3 protein-coding genes, 2 tRNA genes and 1 pseudogene are annotated in these 4023 nt (G+C 71.0%); 4 read left to right on the top strand and 2 right to left on the bottom strand.

Features of this window, described 5'->3' with window-relative positions:
• From ABT336_RS26960 to ABT336_RS26950, 3 genes are all read left to right on the top strand, one after another.
• Positions 1 to 1097 (top strand): hypothetical protein (locus ABT336_RS26960; protein WP_350900341.1); only part of this gene is annotated, 1097 nt, incomplete at its 5' end.
• On the top strand, positions 1069 to 1743 hold the full coding sequence (locus tag ABT336_RS26955) for a hypothetical protein (RefSeq protein ID WP_350900339.1): 675 nt from the start codon (positions 1069 to 1071) through the stop codon (positions 1741 to 1743). The genes ABT336_RS26960 and ABT336_RS26955, both read left to right, overlap by 29 nt.
• A gap of 107 nt (positions 1744 to 1850) precedes the next feature.
• Positions 1851 to 3347, top strand: a complete 1497-nt coding sequence (locus ABT336_RS26950; RefSeq protein WP_350900337.1) for a tyrosine-type recombinase/integrase — start codon at positions 1851 to 1853, stop codon at positions 3345 to 3347.
• Positions 3348 to 3363: 16 nt separating this feature from the next.
• Here the strand turns inward: ABT336_RS26950 and ABT336_RS26945 are convergent.
• Both ABT336_RS26945 and ABT336_RS26940 read right to left on the bottom strand, forming a co-directional pair.
• Positions 3364 to 3436 (bottom strand) — tRNA-Arg (locus ABT336_RS26945).
• Between the two features lie 35 nt (positions 3437 to 3471).
• Positions 3472 to 3562: transfer RNA gene (locus ABT336_RS26940), tRNA-Ser, on the bottom strand.
• A 156-nt stretch (positions 3563 to 3718) separates the two neighbouring features.
• Between ABT336_RS26940 and ABT336_RS26935 the strand changes: the two are divergent.
• Positions 3719 to 4023, top strand: a pseudogene (locus tag ABT336_RS26935) (hypothetical protein); the annotation flags it as partial.

Raw genomic sequence — 4023 nt, 5'->3', positions numbered from 1 at the left:
CGCCGAGGCGGCACCGGGTCGGGGAGCAACTCCGGGCGGCCCGCATCCACCCGGTCCGGGTCGAGGCCCACCGGATCGGGGCCACCCTCGTGGTCCTCCTCGTCCCGTACCTGATCGGTCAGGCCGTGGCCTTCGCGGTGACCGCCCGGACCTTCCCGCCGGGGGTGCACCTCTGGGCCGGGTACCTCCTGCTCGGGGTGTTCGGGATCCTGGTGGCGGTGGCCCTGGGCTGGGCGTGCGGGCTGCTGCTCGGGCCCGTCTTCGCGCCCCTGACGGCGGCGCTGGGCTTCCTGCTCCTGATCACCCTGCTGCCTGCGTCCGGTTTCTCCGTGGTGTCCGGGCGGCCGGAGGTGGCGGTCGACCCGGTGGTCCTGTCCCTCGCCCTCGGCCTGGCCGTCGCCCTGCTGCTGACCATGGTGTGGCTCCCCGCCGGTACCGGCCCGGGGCGGGCACCCTGTCGGGCGGTGGCCCTGGTGCCGGCTGCCCTCGGCCTCGCCGTGCTGGTGGGCACCACCGCGATGGTGACCGACCGGGAGCCACCCGGCGACCGGGCTCTCTGCGTCGAAGGCTCTACCACCATTTGCATCTGGCCAGAGCAGGAGAAGTACCTACCCGGGATGCGCGTGGTCTTGGGCCGTGTCGATCAGCTCCCGGCCGTCTTCGCTCGTCCCGAGCGGATCAACGAGTACGGCCTCCAGCAGGCCGTTGTGGTCGACGAGGGGAACACCGAGCCGGTCATCGGTGAGGGGGTGCATCCCTACTTTTCCATCATGGAGGGCAGCCCCTGGTCGTACGCGGGTGACATCGGCAAGGCCATCACCAGCCGGACCTTCGGCTTCCTGAACTACCGCGCCTGTAGCTGGGAGAGGACCACAGACGCGGACGTCGTCCGGCTCTCCACCCTCGACAAGTGGCTGGAGGCGTACCTGGTGGGCGCGTCCACCCCCGACTACCAGACCAATGCCCCCGCCGCGTTGCAGGAGGCCTGGGCGAAGGGACGGGCCCTCGCCGCCGAATCCCCGCAGGCCGACCAGTTCCGGTGGGCCGAGTCCGAGGTGAAGGACCTCCGTGGCCGTTACTGCCAGCCGCAGGGCTGACCCCGCGGCGCCGACCAGCCCGCTGCGGCTCTACCTCGCCGTCCGCCCGACCCGCAGCATTCTGGCCGGCACCGTCCTGCTGGGGGCACTCACCGCCTGGGTCGGCCAGGTCCAGACCCCGCTGCCCAGCGCCGCCCAGGACGGCAGCACCCTCGTCCCCATCTGGCGACTGATCGCGATGGCCGCCGCGATCTTGCCCATCCTCGCCCTGACCAGCCCCCTCGCCGACCTGGAGGCCCTCGCCACCCGCCGACTCCGGACCATGCAACGCCGCTGCCTCGCCAGCCTCGGCACCGGCTGCGCGCTGCTCTACCTGGCCATCTCCGCGACCACCCTGCCCCCCGCCGTGACAGCGGTCATCGCCCGCTCCTGGCTCGCCTGGTCGGGCCTCGCCCTGCTGGCCGGCGCCTGCCTCGGCTGGCGACTGGCCTGGACCCTCCCCGCCGCCACCGCCGTCACCTTCCAGTACTGGGGCACCAAGGGCAGCCAGGGGTACCACTGGTGGGAGTTCAGCGCCCGCCCCTACGACGACCCGTACAGCCTCCTGCTCAGCCTCACCCTCCTCACCGCCGGACTGACCGCCTACGCCGCCACCCCCTGGCGCCGCCACCACTGGCGACGACACCTCCATCCCGGCAGCAGGTGATCTGGCACAGGCGTGAAGTCGCGTTTCGCGAGTATCGGCTGGTAGGGCCGTTACTGAATGAAGCCCTGTGTCGGTGGTGTCGGTGACTCCATCAGAAGGGTGCTGCCATGACGGCTTCAGGGGTGATCTTCAGGCGGTGCGGGTGCCGGGGAGCCGACCGGCGGCGGCTTGAGCAGTCCTGCCCCCGGCTCGGAGAGCGTGGGCATGGGAGCTGGTACTTCCACTGCTCAGCGACGAACCTGCTCGGCCGCCGTGAGCGGGTCCGCCGTGGTGGCTACCCGTCACAGGTCGCCGCCCGCCAAGCCCGCGACGAATGGCTGACCACCACGGAGGCGGACCGGACGGCACAGGGCTGGACCGTGCAACGGTGGCTGCGGCACTGGCTCGACAACCGCACGAAGATCCGGCCCACCACCCGCTTCCACTACACCCGCGACGTCAACGTCCTCATCCCGCACCTCGGCCGCTACCGGTTGGCCGACCTCGACGCCCGACTCCTCCGGGCGGTCTTCGCCCGAATCGCGGCCACCACGAACAGCAAGGGCCGGACGCAGTCCGCCTCCGCGATGCAGCACCTGCGCACCACGTTGCGCGCCGCACTCAACCTCGCCGTCCGCGAAGGGCTGATCGACTGCAACCCCGCCCGACACATCGAGGTCGACGGCTACCAGCAGCCTCACGCGAAGGTATGGACCGACGCCCGCGTCGACCAGTGGGAACGCACCGGCGATCGGCCGGCGGTGGCGGTCTGGACCGCCGACCACCTCGCCGCCTTCCTGGAGATCGTCGCCGACGACTCGCTGTTCGCGTTCTGGTGGCTCACGGCCCTGCGCGGCCTGCGCCGCGGCGAGACGTGCGGCCTCCGGTGGACAGACATCGACCTCGACCGAGGCGTGCTCGCCATCGAACGCAACCGCACCACCGCCGGTTACACCATCGTCGAAGGCGACCCCAAGACCCCCGCAGGCCGCCGCACGGTCGCCCTGGACACACGCACCATCCAAGTCCTACGCGCGCACCGCCGCCGCCAACTCGACCAGAAGACCGAAGCCGCCGCGGACAGCAAGGCGTGGACCGAAACCGGGTATGTGTTCGTCCGCGTCGACGGCCAACCCATCAACCCGAACTACGCCACGACCCGGTTCCGCAAACTCGTCCAGCGCGCCGGACTACCCCCGGTCCGGCTGCACGACCTGCGCCACGGCGCCGCGTCCCTCGCCCACCAGGCCGGCGCCGATCTGAAGAACCTGCAAGATCTGCTCGGCCACTCCAGCATCGTGACCACCGCCGACACCTACACCAGCGTCCTACCCGAGGTGCAGCGGCGCTGCGCCGACGCCACCGCCCACCTCGTCCTGGCCGCAGCCCACCGCACCCGAAAGAAGATCAAGAACAAGGCCCGAAAGAACCGGCCCACCCGGCGGCCGAAAGCAGGTGCTCCCACCCCGACTACCCCGGGCCCAGCGCTGAAGACGCAGGTCAGGGCCACCAGACCCGAGCAGAAGTCACCATCGGGGGTGGCACCCACATCGCACCCACGTGACACCCACCGTCCTCACAAGCCGGACAGCAGAAAGGGCCTGCCTGCCGTTTCGGCAGGTTAGACCCCTGATGACCTTGTGCGCCCGAAGGGACTCGAACCCCTAACCTTCTGATCCGTAGTCAGATGCTCTATCCATTGAGCTACGGGCGCTCGCTGCTCGGCCAGTTTACACACCGGCTTTCGCGCGGAGACTCCGGGATTCGAACCCGGGAGGGGCTTTAAGACCCCAACCGCATTAGCAGTGCGGCGCCATAGACCAGACTAGGCGAAGTCTCCTCGGTGGCCTGCAGACCACCGGGCCTGAGGATACAGGCCCCCACCCACCCGGAGCAAAACGACTATCCCACCCCGTCGCCCCGGGTTCGGCCGACACCGGTCGCCGGGAGCGCCACGACCGGTGGAACAGCCTGATCAAGGCTACTCTGCACGGGTATGGAGGAGCAGCCGCCGAGCGTCCCGCCCCGCCGTCCGACCCGTCGCCCCCGTGCGGGGGCGTCCGGGAGTAGCCCGCCGGAGCCCGACCCGGTCCCGCCGCCGCGCGAGGGGGAACCCGAGGGTGTCGAGCCGCCACGGGCGTCGACCCGACGGGTGAAGAGCGCTCCGACTGTGCTCTTCCAGCCCCCTGAGACCGTCGACACACCGGCGCGCACCACCGGGAAGCCGCCTGCGCCGCGCAGGGCCACCGCCCGGAAGGCCGCCGCCCGCAGGGCCGGCGGTGCCCCCGCCGACCCTGCGGG

Source organism: Micromonospora sp. NPDC000207, from assembly GCF_040300925.1.
In the GTDB taxonomy this organism is placed as follows: Bacteria; Actinomycetota; Actinomycetes; order Mycobacteriales; family Micromonosporaceae; genus Micromonospora.
This window is presented reverse-complemented; position numbering and strand designations above follow the sequence as displayed.